Below are 16,579 nucleotides of genomic sequence, written 5' to 3'. Positions count from 1 at the left end.
AACGATTCATTTTTCTTTAAAATTCATAACAATCACTATTTTGTCTAATTAATTATTTTTCGCAATCGTCCTAAATTTTTTTTCATGGATTAAATAAGAAATTAAGATCAAAAATTGACCAAAAATCAAGAAGCCAATTAAGACATACACATTATTTATTAGGTTAGTACTTCCCATGCTAATGATGCTTCTTAAGCCCCTAATGCTATAGGTCATAGGGATACAATTATTAATATGTTGAAACAGTTTTGAGGATAAGACAATAGGATACACACCGGCTGCTGAAGATGTTTGAAGCATAGTCAGCAACAAAACAATTAGACTACCAATACCAGGAATTAACTTATTAAACCCAACGATAATGCTATAAAAAGTGGCAGAAGTTAAAAATAGAAAAGCCATAAGTTTAAAAAGTGAAGTCATTGGTACATGGATGAAAAGGCTATTTCCAATCATCAATAAAAGTACTTGTCCAATTCCAATTATAAATGAGATGAGAAATTGTTTTGTCCAATAAACAGGAAGAGATTCACCTTTCTTTTTTAAATTCCGCATGATGAACTGATTAACAAAAATTGCACCGACAAATAAAGTCAATGAGAAGAGGTAAGGAGCCATGGCTTCACTATTATTTTTTACTGGATAGATATCTTTTGTGTTCAATTGAATAATAGTACTAGCCGATTGGGGAATCCCCATCCCATTCATTTTGCTGATCATCGTGTTTGATAAGTTAGTATTCACTTTTTCAACAAACTGTTTCATCGTACTAGTTATTACTTTTGAAGAAAAGTAGTTGAGTCCTTCAGAAATAGTTAAAGTAATTGAAGCACTTTCCTTTGTTTTTGGATAATTCATTATTCTATTTTGAAAATCATTATCAAAGTTAATTATTGAATAAACATTTCCAGCCTTGAGATCCTCGTGCGCTGAGGCTAAGCTTTTTTCTTTTTTTATATCGAATAGCTTACTTTCAATTAGTTTATCTTTAACAATATTATCTTCACCATCCACAAGTGCGACTGGAAGCTTATTTAAATTACCGTATGGATCCTTAGATGCCCCTAAAAATAAACCTGAATATAGCATTGGAATGATTGATAGTAATGTTAATACAAAAATTAAAGTAATTTTTCTTTTCATTTTTAAACACCTCTTGAATTAGTTATTGTAATATTGAAATAAATAAATCCGCGGATATCTATTAACTACGGATATAATATATCCATGGATTTTATTTGTCAATAGATTTGCTGAGAAAAATTTTTTGGTAAATTAAACGTATCTTGATGCTATAAAAAAGGATTGTCTTCATTCAATTTAGGTGAGTAAATAAAAAGCAGAGTGCTTAGATATAGACCTGAAAAACTGTAAAGGGTTTAACAATGGTAGTAATATTTCGTTGAAAAAAATGACTACTATCAGAGTGCCATAATTGAAAGTCTATGTACTCTGTTCTATAGTTGAGGTGAATCTGTGGATATGAATGGTTTTTAATTTTATTGAAAGTAAAAAAACTCAATGATTGAATAACGTAAAAGAAAGGGTGTATGATTTTGAAACTAAGTAATGCATTTATTCAAGCCATTGCTGTCCTTGTAATGCTGGCCGAATTACCAGACGATTCATATTTAAAAGCTTCAGAAATAAGTCAAAGAATGGGTGTCTCTCATACTTATTTACAGAAAATAGCAAAAAAATTAAATAATGGCGGTATCATTCGATCAGAAGCTTCAAAAAAAGGTGGCTACTCTTTGAATAAAGAAGCCAGAGATATATCATTTTATGATGTGTTTCGGGCAGTTGAAACAAAGAATAGTTTTTTAGAAAATATAAAAACGAATATTTTTCACTCAATGTTTTTATCGAATGAATTGGTTCATCAATATGGAAATTTGACAGTAGATATTTTGTCTGAAGCCGAGGAAAAGTATCTTGATGTTCTAAAAAAACATTCTATTGAGGAGATTGTTCCAAAAGATATGGAAGGAAAATTATTGGAAATTGATTGGCGACAATATTTACAAAATGATGAATAACTTACGGAAGGAGATCATTTTATGGAAATAGGCAATATTGCAGAATGGGTTGCAGGAATTTCCAAAATAATTGCTATTATTGGTGCAATTACTTTCCCAATTGTACGCGAAAGAAAGCGAAGAAGGGCTTCAACCAGTCGTTTAGCTCGCAGAGAATATGCCCTAGTAAGAGATATCGAAAATGAATTTAATAATTCTCAAGAGACTATTCTAGATCTAGAATCATACAAACAATTTGAAAGCTTCAATTCAATGCTGATGATTGTTTGTGATGATGAGGGGTTAATACAGATCTCTGAGGAAATTAATGATCTATTGGTCCAACAGACTAATACAGAGCATTTTAATCAGTCGCTTAGAAAATTGCTTCAAAAATTAGAGTCTGAGTATATTTTTTAGTAAGGAGGAAAGAAATGGAAACAGGTAGTCTTGCTGAGTGGGTGGAAGGAATTGCAGAAACAGTTGCATTAATTGTGGCCCTCTTCTTACCTATTATTACTGAAAGAAATAAAGCTAGAAGGATAAAAAATAAATTACAACGTATTGGATTGAGATTAGCAAAAAAAGCTTTAGAACAAAAAATGGCACAAAATGAAATTGAGATGATACGGTTAAATGAATACAAAGCTTTTAAAAGGTATATAGGGATAGTTTTTACTTTTAATGATAGTCAAGATTTGTTTACTACACTTTGGGAGATTGATTCAGATTTGAAACAGATATCAGCTGAAAAGTCCGAACAGATCAATGAATTAGAGAAGATAAACAAATTATTACAGGTATAGAGATGAAGGCTATCGATTGTGAGTAAATATGTTGTTAGATGAATAGATGTTTTAGTAATATGGAAAACTATATATTATTACCATGAAACCCAATCATCCTAATCGGTGATTGGGTTATTTTTTTACTCAAAGGGCTACTTGTCGCTGAGTCCGAGCTTGATGGAAAGCAACAACGATTAACGAAACTGCTATAAGAACGATAGCGCCGACACATTTAATGAATAAATCGTCGATGAGCGGCAAAGAGCCTTGCAACGCGTTGGTCATGCAGTGGAACAGCACGCAGAGCCAAGTGCTGTTTGTTACGCGGCGAATCGCTGCCATTGCAAATGAGGCGCCGATGGCATATAGAGTGAAAGACAGCAGATTGCTAGAATTCTGCGATGTACCGACGATCAGGAATAGTGGTAAATGCCATGCCACCCAGATCATTGAGGTAATCAGTGTCGCAGGTATGAAAGAAAACTTCTTCTCAAGAGTCGGCTGCAGGTATTTACGCCAGCCAAGTTCTTCTGATCCGCCAACGAAAAAGAAAAGGGGAGAAATCAGCAACGTCATCCAGATCGGGAAACGTTCGGCAGCGGCCGTTCCACCTGAAAACGGACTAACCTCTGATGCAATCCCGCCCATTAAAGCAGGTACCACAAAGAATAGTAGGACAAACAGTGCCAGTAGTCCGTAATAGACAGGCTTTTGTTTGATATCAAAAGACGATTTGACGAATTTTTTCAGTGAATAATTAGGTTGTTCCCGGCGAAGTGCGAAAAATGCAGCGACGGACGGGAAGTTGGCGGCAATAACAACAAGAACCACAGAAAAAGACTCGCCATAATTAAACCAACCAAGCTCCTGAGCCAACAGGATGAATCCCCACAGTAAATATGGAGCCAAGAACACCAATAGTAAATAGGTCTTCAAACCACTTTTATTATTTTTCATTAGATAACCCTCCATTTTTTAGTTTTGTTACATCGCCGCTCAGCAAGAGGACGGTCGCTGTGCATAAAGTTGCTACAAGTTTTTCAGGCTCTAGCTGCATAGCATTTTCGTACGTTTTGCCTATTTTGTAGTGATGTGTCAGGATCAAGTCCCGAATCATCCCATCGAAAGAGGTCCCCAGAAATAGAATCAGATCTTCAATAGTTGTTTTTGGTTGAAAATAGCCTTCTTGAATGTTTGCCGCCAGCCAGCCGAAACATTTTTCTTGAAAAATCACTTCCTGTGCGCCGAGGCGATTTTCAGACTTGAAGTGCTCCAATCGTTCCAAATCATTGGCATACATGTTTGAAATCTCAAAGTAGATTTTTCCTGCGCCTACATAATTTTGCAGCACCTCGTTCCGCCAAAGCTGAAACAGCCGTTCTAATGTTTGTTCAGGGACAAGTTCAAGAGACAAGATTGCATCCACTTCTTGTTCCATGTCACAGGCCGGGCACTCACGGTTGATCAGGGAGATCAAGATATCATCTAATCCCGAATAGTAGCGATAAATCCCGCCTTGGCTTAGTCCGCTTTGCTGGATAATGTCACGTAAAGAGACGGTGTAAATAGGTTTTTCCATCACGACCTTGTAGGCAGCGTCTAGAATTTCATCTCTTTTTTTATTAAAATACTCCTTATTAACTTTTGGCATGTTGCCGTCCTCCTTGTATTCTTAAAATGAAATCAAATTTTTTAGTTTAGATTCAAAAATAAAAATGACATACTGTTCACTTTTATATAATAGCAACCCGGAATTTGTTTGTCAATATAAAAATGACAACGTGTTCATTTTTAAGGCCGTGATTTACCATAAAGAATGTGGGCAGTACTGTACGGAGGAATATCAACTCAAAGTAGTTTGAGTTGATGCTTGAACTTTATGATCTAATCGAACTTTCATTCATGGAGAGGGTATCTAAATTCTATAGTTAACAGGTTCTCTGACGTAAACGACACTAGAAGTTTTTTTGAAAAGGATTTCATTATTTATTGGAGCGGAATCCCTTGAGGCGGTAACGGTTCGCTTCTGAGAATCATTATGGTTTATTTTTTATAAATTTTTTGGTGTGTAATTTGTTTAAAGAAAGGCGTATTTTGATTGTGAAGATATCTCAAACGAAAAAAAATTGGAAAGGAGACAGTGTTTTGGAAGACTACGGTTTAAACATGAAAAAATTGTTTTCGCTTACACGGAAAACGTTAGAACGACGAATCAACAGCTTTTATCATGAAACAAACGATGGAATGGCCACCCTCGAAATGTTGATTACGCTGCAGGTTCGCGAAGAATTGTGTAAAGCGGACTTCTCATATATTTTACGAAGCTTAGTGCAGCGGATCTTTTTACAAACAAGATCAACGAAAGCTATGCGACGCTATTATCTCTATTTTATTGATTATTTTGGAAAGAAAGAGTGGCGATTATTGTCAGTCAAGCTCTTTCCAGCACAAACATTTATCGCAGAAAAGTTGGAACACCTCTATAGCCAAGTCATCAATCCATCATTAGAAGGATTAGCGGAATCATGACGATGAGTGAAGGAAGGAGGCAAAAAAATACGAAAAAAGAAAGGATAAAACCATGATAAGTACAGTTACATTAGATGCAGAGTTTGAAAATAGCAATGGAAAATCACATCATTTTTACTTCAAGAATTTTGATGCAACGAAAACGGGGGAACAAATCCGCTCGGCATTAGAAAAATTAACTAAATTGAGTCTGTTTGAAAAGGACGGCGTGCAATTATTCAAAAAGGTGAAGCACGCGACTATTATCGAAGAAAGAGAAACGGAAGTATTTGATGAGTCCGCGAAATTTGAAAGCCAACCGAAAGTGCCGAAGGATCCGTTGAGCACACTGATGAATAGTGTTGCGGCTGCACCAGTGTCTGCACCAGTTGAACTAGCAACAGAGTCAACACCAATAAAAACGGAGGAGACCTTAGAACACGTCCGCATTCCGGAGGATTTGCGTATAGCTGAAGAACGGCCAGCGCCGGATCGGTTGATTCAAACGATTGAACTGCCGAGAGGGATAGATCCATGGTCATTGAATGAAGAACAGGCGATCGCCGTGATATCGGCCTGTCTGCCTGAGCATGCGACACCGATCAATCTGGATGTCGATGATCAATCCGTACCGGCGAAGCTGCTCGTTACGGCAATAGTAGAGGCAGAGGAGCGGGCGGCCCCTGCTTCAGTCCAAGAGTCGGCTCCAGAAGCAACTAAGTCGCCGCCAGTCCAGCCAAAGAAAAAGCGTAAGCGGTTACTCGATCGAATCCGCAAGCGGGAATAACTGACGAACGTTCCTCATCAAAAATCCAACGTTGGTATGGGGGGAACGTGTCTGTTCGATGACATTCTAAGCAAAATTTTAACCCGCCGATTCAGCGGGTTATTTGGCATGTGGATGCCCTTTTTAGGTGGCTCAATTCAGTTTTTTCAGTAAGATATTTCGAGTTTATCGGACGACTTACATTGTGTTCACTGCTCCGAAAGCTGCTTACTAATAAAAATACTCTGTATAAGAGGAGCGAACAAGTCAGTATCAAACGAAATAGAGTTTGAAGTCGAAAAAAATCCAACGGAAGGAGCAATAGGACTATTTATCACCAGGAATGATATTTTCCTGTTAATTTAACCGCTCCAGCACTTAATATGTTCTTGACAGTCTACGAGTAGGAATGCTAATCTTTTTGTTGTCGAAAACGTTTTATTTTGATTATAAAACGATGATGAAAATAGAAAGAGATGAGGTGAGAAAATGATCTTGAAGGTTGATTTCAATGAAACCATTCGCTATTACTGAACGAGCACTGAAATCTTAGCGTGCTCTAAGTCAGTATGGAATGAAACATTTTCTCATCATATTTTATTAGATAAATAAACCGTATTGTCGGAAATTTCTGTACCCATTTTTTCTAATGTTTTGGATACTGAAGCTTTCCGTGATTTCTGGCTTTTTTTGTGTGCCCGAAAGCTGTCTTTAATGTTTCGGTTGCAAGGCGTTTATTTAGGATATGAGAGAAAGCATGCTGTGGCTCGGTGTGCTTTTTTCGTGCTCTTAATGAATAGGAGTTCAATAAAAAATGGAAAGAGTGGGCTATTTTCGAGTCACCATTTGATGTTTCAGTCAGAGTTGTTTTTTGAAATCACCGTCCTATTTTATACTGCCTGAATAAAATGAATTGAAAATTGGAGGAGTTGTTTGTGTTGAGAAAGTCAGTTTTGAAATATTTAACATTACCATTGTGTTTGCTCTTGTTGTTAGCAGGATGTGGAGGTTCTGGAGGGAAGACGGCGGATAGTGATAAGAAGGCGGCGTCTGAAAAAAAAGACGAGCTTCGCATCGCCATTTCAGCGAATCCCCCTTCTCTAGATGCTCAGATTGCAAACTCTAATATCACAGCACAAGTTGGTTATCATATTTTTGAGCCGCTTTTCGCGATGGATGAGAACTTTGAGCCGCAACCGGTGCTTGCTGATTCTTATGAGGTAAGCGAGGATGGTAAGGAATACACGATCAAATTGTTGAAAGGCGTTAAATTTCATAATGGTGAAGAGATGACCGCTGATGATGTTGTGGCCTCTTTAAATCGTTGGGTGAAAGATTCGCAAAAAGCGAGTACATTGATCGGTGGTTCTAAGTTTGAAAAAGTCGATGACTACACAGTCAAGATGACTGCTAATGAAGCTGCATCAGATATTATCACTGTGTTGGCGAATCCGATTATGTTTGCGGCGATCTACCCTGCGGAAGTCGTAGAGGGAGCCGGAGAAAAAGGAATCAGTGAATACATTGGAACCGGTCCTTATAAATTAACGAAGTGGAAGCAGGATCAATTTATTCAATTGGATAAATTTGATGATTACAAAGTCAGAGAGAATGCGACGACTGGTTTAGCAAGTAAAAAAACAGCGGCTACAAAGACGCTGACGTTTGAAATTGTAACAGATGCGTCAACCCGAATCGCTGGTGCGAAAAATGGACAATATGACATTGTAGAAGAGGTTCCGCAAGATAATTATGAAGAGCTGGAAAAAGCGTCTAATCTAAAACTGGACGTGACTAAAGGCGGAACGCTGAACCTGTTTCTTAATACGACTGTAGGAATAATGGAAAAACAGGAGATGAGACAAGCGGTATTGGCAGCACTTAATATGGATGACATTCTTCTGGCAAGCTATGGAAACAAAAAGCTTTATGAAGTAAATCCAGGCTGGTTCAACCCAGAGGATAAACAATGGGGCAGCGATGCTGGGAAAGAATACTACAATCAAAATGATCCTGAAAAATCAAAAGAATTGTTGAAGAAGGCTGGCTACAATAATGAGAAGCTGGTCCTAGTAACGACTCAGGACTATCCAGAGATGTACAACGCTACATTGGTCGTACAAGAGCAGCTTAAGAAAGTAGGAATAAACGCCGAAGTTGAAAGCTATGACTTCAGTACGTTTATGGAGCGTCGTGCGGATCCAAATCAAAACAGTATGTTCATCACCAGCAATGCCTATAATGTTCTTCCAATCCAATTAACCGTACTTGATAAGACTTGGGCTGGGATGGATAGACCAGAGGTTACGGATGGGATCAAGGCAATGCGTTTTGCGGATTCACAAGAGGACGCGAAAGCAGCCTGGGACGATTTGCAAGGATACATCTATGAATATGGCGGCGCAACAGTCCTTGGTCATTTTACTGGAGTGAATGCGGTCAGCAATGACGTAGACGGCTACGAATATATGAGATTCCCGATTTTCTGGAATGCAACGGTCTCAAAATAAAAGATAGACGCGGTGAGCTGCGACAGCGGCTCGCCGTTTTTTAAACAGAAGTATAGTTAAAAAGGAGTACATTATGTTTTCTTATATAGTAAAACGAATACTATCATTGATTCCAGTCTTGTTTATCGTATCCCTCATCACTTTTCTGATTGTCTATCTAACACCTGGGGGACCAGCTACTGCTATTCTTGGGATGGAAGCGACGCCTGAACAGATCAATCAAATGAACGCGCAGCTTGGGTTTGATCGGCCGTTTCTTGTTCAATATGTTGATTGGTTGGGCGGGATTGTTAGAGGGAATTGGGGCGAATCCTATTTTCTGCGGCAATCAGTGATTTCTGCGATTGGCGAGTATTTTGGACCGACGCTGAGTTTGGCGATTGTGGCTCAAATTTTTGCGGTGATTATTGCGATGCCCCTTGGAATATTAGCTGCTTATAAGCGGGGAACCGTAATCGATGTAGTGGCCGTATCTGTGTCGCTGCTTGGCTCAGCTCTTCCCGGTTTTTTATTGAGTATGTTTTTAATGTTGGCATTTAGCGTCTATAATCAATGGTTTCCCGTAGCGGGTTATGTCGATATTTCTTCAGGTATCGGCGAGTATTTTAAATACCTATTTCTTCCGGCGTTGTCATTAGGCATTGTACAAGCAGCCTACCTCACGCGGATGATAAGGTCCTCCTTATTAGACGTTCTACATAAGAGTTTCATTCAAACCGCTCGCGCTAAAGGATTAAAGGAAAAGAGCGTCATCTTGAGTTATGGGCTGAAGAATGCTGCACCAGTCATTCTAACTGCGATCGGTCAATCTTTCGGCAGTCTGATAACAGGAACAATCGTTACCGAAACACTATTTAACATTCCAGGGCTTGGGATGCTCACGATGTCCGCTATCAATCGGCGGGATGTTTTTGTGATTCAAGGAGTTGTTCTATTTGTGACGTTACTCTATGTTCTGATTAATTTGTTAGTAGACGTGTTGTATGGATTTGTGGACCCAAGGCTTCAGCCGGGGCGTAAGTAGGAGGTGAAAGCATGTATTTAACCAGAAAAAGTATATCTGAAGCGGGCGTGGCAATCGTCAAGGAGCAAAAGCAGCTTCGCAAGGAAAAACTACTGACAAATCCAGCGCTGATCATTGGACTGGTTGGTTTTGCCACAATTTTTGCCGCTGCAATGATTCTTCCGATGTTTAATTCAACAGACCCTAATGCCATGGCCGTTACGGAACGTTTCAACGCACCTAGTAGTCTTCATCGGTTCGGTACGGATGAATTTGGCAGGGACATCTTGATTCGCTTAATGTATGGAGCCAGAGTTTCGCTGTGGGTGGGCGGTTCTGTAGCCGTGTTTTCTTGTGTGATTGGGACGGTTGTTGGGATATATGCCAGCTATTTTAAGCTGCTGGATCATCTACTGATGCGGATTTGTGATGCGCTGATTGCGATTCCCGGAATTTTATTAGCGATCTCTTTCATTACGGCTTTCGGTACCTCTAGCTGGAATGTGGTATGGGCACTCACCATCGTATATACACCAAGTGTCGCCCGGACTGTTCGAGCTAGTGCGATGGTGATTAAGGAGCAGCCGTATATCGAGGCAGCCAAAGTACAAGGCTTCAGTAGTTTCAAAATTTTGCGGAAGCTGATTTTACCTGGGGTTATTTCCCCGCTGACTGTTCAGGCGTCATTCATTTTTGCGCAAGCGATTATTTCTGAGGCATCCTTGAGCTTTTTAGGAGCGGGGATCCCCGCTCCAGCGGCAAGCTGGGGAAATATGCTGCAGGATAGTAAGCTAGTTTTTTCAAAAGCGCCATGGACAATGATCGCACCAGGAGTTGCAGTAGTCGTTTGTGTGCTGAGCTTGAATCTTTTAGGTGATGGGATTAGAGATTACCTTGATCCAAGAGTCAAAGGAGGTAAAAAATAGTGGCTAAACAAGAGGTTGAAGCTAAAGAAATTCTAGAATTCAAACGTCTTAAAGTGAAATTCCCTATTCACAAGCAGTGGCTTCCGGCAGTAGACGAGGTGGATCTAAAGATTCATGCGGGTGAGATCATTGGGATTGTTGGGGAGTCAGGTTCGGGGAAAAGTGTCATGTCGCAATCTATTTTGCGGCTGCGCGATCATGATACAGCCGTAAGATATGAAGGCGAGATTCTCTTTGAAAGCAACGATCTCTTGCAGAGCTCCCCTTCCCAGATCAGAGACATTCGCGGGAATGAAATTTCAATTATCTTTCAAGATCCATTGAACTCGCTAAGTCCTGTGCATACAGTTGAGAAGCAGCTAAGTGAAGTGATTACGCTTCACAAGCAGGTATCAAAGAGCGAAGCAAAAAAACAGAGTATGGAAATGCTGCATTTGACCGGTATTCCTGATCCCGCAGCTTGTCTGAAAAAATATCCTTTTGAGCTGTCAGGCGGAATGCAGCAACGGGTAATGATCGCAATGGCACTGGCCTGCGAACCCAAGCTTTTGATTGCAGATGAACCAACGACCGCATTAGATGTAACGATTCAAGAGCAGATTTTACGTCTTATTAAGAACCTGAACGAAACGTTGGGAATGTCTGTCCTTTTTATTACACACGATATGGGCGCTGTCTCCAAACTCTGTCATCGCATTAAAGTCATGTATTTAGGACAAATCGTCGAAGATGCTGAAACCGAAAAACTATTTGAAACGCCGTTACATCCTTATACCGAAGGGTTGATCGCTTGTATTCCCCATCTAGAAACTGAACGTGGTAATCCTCTCCCTACAATTCCTGGGACGGTTCCGGCGCTTTCTGAGATTCCGAAAGGCTGTCATTTCTGTACTCGCTGCACCTATGCGGAGGAACGTTGTTTCCAAGAACAGCCGCCGATGATCGAAGCCCAGCAGGATCATCTTGTAAAGTGCTGGAGATATGACAAATCCGCGGATATAAAGGAGGATTAGTGATGGAAAATCATTTATTAGAGATTAGAAACCTTCAAAAATCATTTCCTATCCGCAAACAAAAGTTAGGTCTTTTTAGCCAGCGTGAACAAATGCTGGCAGTCGATAACTTGTCATTCACGATAAAAGAAGGCGAAACATATGGACTGGTGGGAGAATCAGGCTGTGGCAAGTCAACGACAGGACGAATGCTCGTTGGGCTGGAGAAACCCAACAGCGGATCTATCATGTATAAGGGAAAAGACTTAGGTATGCTGAATGATAGAGAATTTTTCCCATTGAGAAAAGAGCTGCAGATGGTCTTTCAGAACACTTTGTCTGCACTAAACCCAAGGCAAAGAATTGGCAGTATTCTTGAAGATATTTTAAAAGTACATGGCGTATCTGATGCCCGTGACCGTCGAGATCAAGTGGTTGACGTTTTAGAAAAGGTGGGATTGTCGGAATATCACTATTTCAGATATCCTCATGAGTTGTCAGGCGGGCAAGTCCAAAGGCTGGGGATTGCCAGTGCTTTGGTGATCAAGCCGCGCTTGATTATCTGTGATGAACCAGTATCCGCGCTTGATGTTTCAATTCAGGCACAGATTTTGAATACCTTGATGGCGCTGCAGCAGGATTTACGGCTGAGTTTACTTTTCATCTCGCATGATATCGGAGTGATTCGCTATATTTCTGACCGAATAGGAGTCATGTACCTTGGCACTTTAGTTGAAGAAGCAGAAACCGATGAGCTTTTTAAAAATCCGCTGCATCCATACACAAAAGCGTTGTTTGCTTCTGTACCAGATCCTTATATCCGCAAAGAAGCCGTTCCCGAATTTAATGGAGAGCAGCCGGTCAGAACCGATACGTTTAAAGGCTGTGCCTTTCGTACTAGATGTCCTTATGCGATGAGCAAATGTGCTGAGAAGACACCGGAGTTTCTAGAACGTTCTCCTGGTCATCGAGTGGCTTGCCACCTGTATGATAGCATGGAGTAAATTGATATCTAGTATCCAAAGACCCAATCATCTTCATCGGATGGTTGGGTTATTTTTGTACCAAAAAAGGGGAAGAAGCATTGTCAGTAACCAAGAAAGTCAGGTGAAAACTAAAGGAATAAATATAGAGAAAAAAGTCATTCATGGAAATCAATAGATAACACTATTTCGATCAGCACGTAGAATAGTTTGTTACAATAAACTGACAAGGGATAGGCTTCTCCAGTATCTATCACTAAAAATCAATGCTATGAATTGTGGCAAACCAGCGATGTCACAATTCATAGACACGAATTAATTAGTTTGTACACTATAATCAAGAGAGGTTAGGGAGGATTTTATGGATATTGGTTCAAGATTAAAAGAACATAGAACAGCGAAACATTTCACACAGGAGGAGGTTGCCGCAAAGCTTAACGTTTCTAGAACGACGATCTCCAGCTGGGAAACAGGAAGAACGTTTCCTGACATTGAAAAGCTGGTCTATCTAAGCAATTTATATGATCTCTCCTTAGACCAACTAATTAAAGAGGAGCCGGTGATCATGGAAAACATCGTGACTGAAAGAAAGAGTTTGAAGCGCTACAAGACAATCAAGGTGATAGGGATAATAATTTTGGGCTGCTTTGCCCTTTATAACCTCTATTGGTTTAGTTCTGTTTATACAAAAAACAAGAATTTAGCCGATTGGCAGCACACAGAGGTAAATAATTATCTAAAAAAAGAGGGTTACACGTTTCAAGCACACGATCTCAAGTATCTGGAGCCCTTACACAATGGGAATATACCGGTTCATACGTATCGAGGAAGTTCCTTTGATGTTGGAATTGATGGAGACTATATTTATGTGGGGCTGTATGAACCCGCGGAAAGAACCAAATTAGATATTCCGAAAAATACAGATTTTTCTTTACGCTATAAGAAAAGTGAACAGCAAAATCCAGCTTACGAGAAGCTTGGGGATGGACGCACTTCGATCAAAGAAGCGAAAGCCATTATGAAAAAGTATGATAAGCAGCTCAAGGAAGATATCAAAGCGGTAGTGTCCGTTTGGAAAGAAGTGAACAACAAATAAGCGACTAAAGGGGATTGCGACAGAAAGGTCAGCTTCTTTCCGATGAAGCTACTTCTGGGGCGCCGTTTGTTCGGAAAAAGGAGCTATGACAAGATTTTTGTCATAGCTCCTTTTTTTCAACCGACAATTGCTATTGTTTTGAGTGATCCGCGTTATCCAGCATTTTTGCTAACAAGTCCTTTATTAAGGCATAAACCGAGTCGGCATCCGGCACGGGAGCCTGCTCATTTTGGATAATAAACAAATCACGATAGCTAAAATCGGGATCTAAAGGTTGCCAATTCAGCGAATCGGTCAATGCCAATTTCGAGATGATTGATTTTCCTAGACCGTTTTCTAATAATGCTAGAATGACCTCGCTATTATTGGCTTTAATAATTTGAGGATTTAAATGATTGGTATAGAGATAATTCTCGTTAATATAGTACATTCCCGAATCGTTCTCTCTGAGAATCCAAAAATCTGACTCGATATTTCCTGCAAGTACTAGCTCATCTCGATAAACAAAATCCTTTTTGATCAGGGGTGAGACGATCGCTTTTTCAATAAGACCGATATGTGCTTTATTTTTTTCGACGGCATCAATCACTTCTTGAGAATTCATGATCCTTATTTCAAAAGCAAGAGCAGGAAAGGCTTCGACTAAATCGCTCATGATTTTAGGTAATAGATAGACGGCTGTTGTATTGGAGCAGGCCAACAGACAGTCTGTCTTAAAATTGCTTGAATCTTTGGCTTGAGCGAAGATACCTGAAAGGGAATTTAGCGACTCAACGACCTTCGGATATAAGAACTCAGCTTGTTTAGTCGGCAGAATAAGCTGCTTTCCGTTTCTCTCGAATAATTTGAAGCCTAACTCATTTTCCAGTTTTTTAATTTGGATGGAGATCGTAGGCTGTGTTTTGAACATCTTTTCCGCAGCAAGACTAAAATTTCTAGTTTCATAAACGGCGACGAACGTTTTTAGCAAATCAAACAAATGCTTTGCCTCTCTTTCTATTAAAAATATTTATAGTTGATATGTAATATCTTTATTTTACAAATAGTATATCGTTGTTTATTATATGGGTGTGATAAATAATTATCAAGTGCTTAAGAGCTTTTTTATAGATAGAAAGGATGATTTTATGAATGATAAGATCAAAGGCTTTTTAAAAGCGATCCCTATTCCAATTTGCGGATTGATATTAGGAACCGTCTCACTAGGAAATTTATTGTTTTCAGAAGGATTCAGAGGAATAGGAACTTTATTTTGTTTAATCGGCAGTTTTATTATGCTTCTGTTTGTCATGAAATTGCTCTTCACATTGAAGGAAACATTAGCAGATCTGAGAAATCCGATTATCGCGTCTGTTGCGCCAACCTTTACGATGGCTTGGATGGTCATTTGCGTCTTTCTAAATCGCTTGTTTCCGGGTTCGTTGATTGTCAGTGTGATTTGGATGTTGTCTATTATCGTTCACCTTGGGTTAATGCTTTATTTCATTGCCGCTCACATCTTCCCAGTTAAGGTAACACTTGAGTGTATCTACCCTAGTTGGTTCATTACCTTTGTCGGGATTGGTGTTATTCCTAATACCTCTGAAGTATTTGTCAAAGAATTAGGCGAAGCGGTGATTTGGCTGGCATTAGGAACGTATCTCATTTTATTGCCGATAATCATCAAACGCTTAGCGCATCCAAAAAAAATGGAAGACGCTGCGATTCCTTTAATCACTATTTTGACAGCGCCAGGTTCGCTGTGTTTAGCTGGATACCTTTCCGTTTTTAAAGATGCTTCGTTGCCAGTAGTTCTTAGCTTAATGGTTCTATCCCAGCTTATATATTTTGGGATCGTCATTTATTTGAGAAAGATGCTGAAAGTTGGTTTTTATCCTAGCTATGCGGCATTTACCTTTCCAATGGTGATATCAGCTACGGCGATCTTTAAAGTCTCTAACTTTTTTGCAGGGTCTCCGACATTATCAAGGATTACTGAACTTTTGAGCATTTTTGAAACAGGTGTAGCGATTTTAGTAGTCTGTTATGTATTGGTCACCTATGTTCTTCACTTGCGTAATCAAGCAAAACTGCTACATTTAAAAGGTGAGTATGAATAATAGTAAAAAGGAGCAGAGCTGAATGATCTTAATAACAGGTGGAACGGGTCAATTAGGGACAGAACTTCGCTATTTGTTAGATGAAAAGGGAATCGACTATGTAGCCACGGGTTCTAAGGAACTGGATATTACCAATAAAACAGCGGTTTTTAGCTTTATTAATGAATTAAAGCCGACGGTCATTTATCATTGTGCTGCCTATACCGCAGTTGATCAGGCAGAAACTCGCGGGAAAGCATCCGCTGAAAAAATTAATATTGAAGGGACTCGCAATGTGGCCGAAGCAGCCAAAGCTGTTGGCGCAACTTTGGTCTACATTAGTAGGGATTACGTTTTTGACGGAGAGCAGAAAGATAAGCTGTATCAAGTGGATGATGAAACCAACCCATTAAATGAATATGGTCGAACAAAGCTTGCGGGAGAAAAATTGGTTCAGGAAATCTTGGATGACTATTATATCATTCGAACTTCATGGGTATTTGGTCAGTATGGGAAGAACTTTGTCTCTACTGTTCAAAACTTAGCCGAGACCCAGAAACGGATAACCGTTGTAAATGATCAATTTGGTCGTCCCACATGGACCCGAACGTTAGCGGAATTCATGCTGTTTATTATTGAAAATCAATCGCCCTTTGGTGTCTATCATCTGTCGAATGAGAATAGCTGTTCTTGGTATGAGTTTGCAAAAGAACTGCTGAAGGAAACAGATATAGAGATATTACCGATAGCGTCAAAAGACTATCAGCGGGAAGCGAAATGCCCGCAATACGCGATTATGGACTTAAGTAAAACCAAAGCGCTTGGGTTTGAGTTGCCGACTTGGCAAGAAGCCGTTGAAAGCTTTAAATAAATTCTGCAGCATTCATTGTTTTCTTTTCCAAATTTTCTTA

17 protein-coding genes are annotated in these 16,579 nt (G+C 39.6%); 13 read left to right on the top strand and 4 right to left on the bottom strand.

The window, feature by feature from the left end; translation table 11 throughout:
• Window positions 1-48: 48 nt before the first annotated feature.
• Window positions 49-1,143 carry a YhgE/Pip domain-containing protein gene (locus tag IGI38_RS19175; RefSeq protein ID WP_438733474.1) on the bottom strand — a complete coding sequence of 365 codons (1,095 nt, stop codon included), beginning with the start codon at window positions 1,141-1,143 and terminating at the stop codon, window positions 49-51.
• A gap of 407 nt (window positions 1,144-1,550) precedes the next feature.
• On the opposite strand from IGI38_RS19175, the gene IGI38_RS19170 reads away from it, so the two are divergent.
• The 3 genes from IGI38_RS19170 to IGI38_RS19160 are packed head-to-tail and all read left to right on the top strand — an operon-like array spanning window position 1,551 to window position 2,824.
• Window positions 1,551-2,039 carry an RrF2 family transcriptional regulator gene (locus IGI38_RS19170; protein WP_438733473.1) on the top strand — a complete coding sequence of 163 codons (489 nt, stop codon included), beginning with the start codon at window positions 1,551-1,553 and terminating at the stop codon, window positions 2,037-2,039.
• A 21-nt stretch (window positions 2,040-2,060) separates the two neighbouring features.
• Window positions 2,061-2,438: a hypothetical protein gene (locus IGI38_RS19165; protein ID WP_438733472.1), complete on the top strand. Its 378-nt coding sequence runs from the start codon at window positions 2,061-2,063 to the stop codon at window positions 2,436-2,438.
• Between the two features lie 14 nt (window positions 2,439-2,452).
• The gene (locus tag IGI38_RS19160) at window positions 2,453-2,824 is read left to right on the top strand and encodes a hypothetical protein (RefSeq protein ID WP_438733471.1); all 372 of its coding nucleotides are present in this window, start codon (window positions 2,453-2,455) and stop codon (window positions 2,822-2,824) included.
• A 126-nt stretch (window positions 2,825-2,950) separates the two neighbouring features.
• On the opposite strand, the gene IGI38_RS19155 is transcribed toward IGI38_RS19160, so the two are convergent.
• Together IGI38_RS19155 and IGI38_RS19150 are read right to left on the bottom strand one after the other, a co-directional pair.
• On the bottom strand, window positions 2,951-3,763 hold the full coding sequence (locus IGI38_RS19155; protein WP_438733470.1) for a CPBP family intramembrane glutamic endopeptidase: 813 nt from the start codon (window positions 3,761-3,763) through the stop codon (window positions 2,951-2,953).
• Window positions 3,753-4,457, bottom strand: a complete 705-nt coding sequence (locus tag IGI38_RS19150) for a TetR/AcrR family transcriptional regulator (RefSeq protein ID WP_438733469.1) — start codon at window positions 4,455-4,457, stop codon at window positions 3,753-3,755. Before IGI38_RS19150 ends, IGI38_RS19155 begins: the two co-directional genes overlap by 11 nt.
• A 494-nt stretch (window positions 4,458-4,951) precedes the next feature.
• Between IGI38_RS19150 and IGI38_RS19145 the strand changes: the two genes are divergently transcribed.
• From IGI38_RS19145 to IGI38_RS19110, 8 genes are all read left to right on the top strand, one after another.
• Window positions 4,952-5,335 carry a hypothetical protein gene (locus IGI38_RS19145; protein WP_438733468.1) on the top strand — a complete coding sequence of 128 codons (384 nt, stop codon included), beginning with the start codon at window positions 4,952-4,954 and terminating at the stop codon, window positions 5,333-5,335.
• Window positions 5,336-5,387: 52 nt separating this feature from the next.
• Window positions 5,388-6,101, top strand: coding sequence for a DUF2922 family protein (locus tag IGI38_RS19140; RefSeq protein WP_438733467.1), 714 nt, complete (start codon window positions 5,388-5,390; stop codon window positions 6,099-6,101).
• 914 nt (window positions 6,102-7,015) lie between these two features.
• On the top strand, window positions 7,016-8,590 hold the full coding sequence (locus IGI38_RS19135; RefSeq protein WP_438733466.1) for an ABC transporter substrate-binding protein: 1,575 nt from the start codon (window positions 7,016-7,018) through the stop codon (window positions 8,588-8,590).
• A gap of 73 nt (window positions 8,591-8,663) precedes the next feature.
• On the top strand, window positions 8,664-9,614 hold the full coding sequence (locus IGI38_RS19130; RefSeq protein WP_438733465.1) for an ABC transporter permease: 951 nt from the start codon (window positions 8,664-8,666) through the stop codon (window positions 9,612-9,614).
• 11 nt (window positions 9,615-9,625) lie between these two features.
• Entirely contained in the window at window positions 9,626-10,519 is an 894-nt protein-coding gene (locus IGI38_RS19125; RefSeq protein ID WP_438733464.1) for an ABC transporter permease, read from the top strand.
• A complete protein-coding gene (locus IGI38_RS19120) occupies window positions 10,519-11,532 on the top strand; it encodes an ABC transporter ATP-binding protein (RefSeq protein WP_438733463.1) in 1,014 nt (337 codons plus the stop codon). The genes IGI38_RS19125 and IGI38_RS19120 overlap by 1 nt, the downstream gene beginning before the upstream one ends.
• Window positions 11,533-11,534: 2 nt before the next feature.
• A complete protein-coding gene (locus IGI38_RS19115) occupies window positions 11,535-12,515 on the top strand; it encodes an ABC transporter ATP-binding protein (RefSeq protein ID WP_438733462.1) in 981 nt (326 codons plus the stop codon).
• Window positions 12,516-12,855: 340 nt separating this feature from the next.
• On the top strand, window positions 12,856-13,590 hold the full coding sequence (locus IGI38_RS19110) for a helix-turn-helix domain-containing protein (RefSeq protein ID WP_438733461.1): 735 nt from the start codon (window positions 12,856-12,858) through the stop codon (window positions 13,588-13,590).
• A 130-nt stretch (window positions 13,591-13,720) separates the two neighbouring features.
• On the opposite strand, the gene IGI38_RS19105 is transcribed toward IGI38_RS19110, so the two are convergent.
• Window positions 13,721-14,569, bottom strand: a complete 849-nt coding sequence (locus IGI38_RS19105) for a LysR family transcriptional regulator (protein ID WP_438733460.1) — start codon at window positions 14,567-14,569, stop codon at window positions 13,721-13,723.
• Window positions 14,570-14,717: 148 nt separating this feature from the next.
• Here IGI38_RS19105 and IGI38_RS19100 point away from each other — a divergent pair, with 148 nt between their 5' ends.
• Window positions 14,718-15,689, top strand: a complete 972-nt coding sequence (locus IGI38_RS19100) for a TDT family transporter (protein ID WP_438733459.1) — start codon at window positions 14,718-14,720, stop codon at window positions 15,687-15,689.
• Window positions 15,690-15,711: 22 nt separating this feature from the next.
• Window positions 15,712-16,539 (top strand): dTDP-4-dehydrorhamnose reductase, encoded by an 828-nt coding sequence (rfbD, locus tag IGI38_RS19095; RefSeq protein ID WP_438733458.1) that lies wholly within the window; start codon window positions 15,712-15,714, stop codon window positions 16,537-16,539.
• Window positions 16,540-16,579 lie beyond the last annotated feature (40 nt).

Source organism: Enterococcus sp. AZ128 (genome assembly GCF_051714485.1).
Lineage (GTDB): Bacteria > Bacillota > Bacilli > Lactobacillales > Enterococcaceae > Enterococcus_A.
This window is presented reverse-complemented; position numbering and strand designations above follow the sequence as displayed.